Raw genomic sequence first — 377 nt, forward strand, 5'->3', positions numbered from 1 at the left:
AATCGGGCCAACAATTCATGGGCTTCGGGTTGCTGATTGACCGGGAGGTGTAACAGACCTTCATAGGCATCGGCCATGCCGGTCAGTTTCATTTGTCTCATGATTTCCAGAGAGGCGTTTTTCATATTTGTACATTTTGTGCCAGGACTTAGATCCATGACGGGTTATAAAAATTAGATTATTGATAGGCTTCGGGGCCTCGAATATTTTCATGTTGAGGGGGTGTAAAAAGCTCCCCTTGTTCCTCGTTTTGATCCAGGTTGCGTACCAGTATGTTTTTCAACATTCGGTAGTTGACGGTGTCGACTTTTTGACAGCGCCTACAAGCTTGTTCCAATCGCTGTGCAGAGTAGGTATCTACCAGGCGGAAGATCCCC

1 pseudogene is annotated in these 377 nt (G+C 46.4%); it reads right to left on the bottom strand.

The window, feature by feature from the left end:
- Positions 1-178 precede the first annotated feature (178 nt).
- Positions 179-377 (bottom strand): annotated as a pseudogene (locus tag LVD47_RS23420) (IS21 family transposase); the annotation flags it as partial.

Source organism: Membranihabitans maritimus (genome assembly GCF_021729145.1).
GTDB classification, from domain to species: Bacteria; Bacteroidota; Bacteroidia; order Chitinophagales; family Saprospiraceae; genus Membranihabitans; species Membranihabitans maritimus.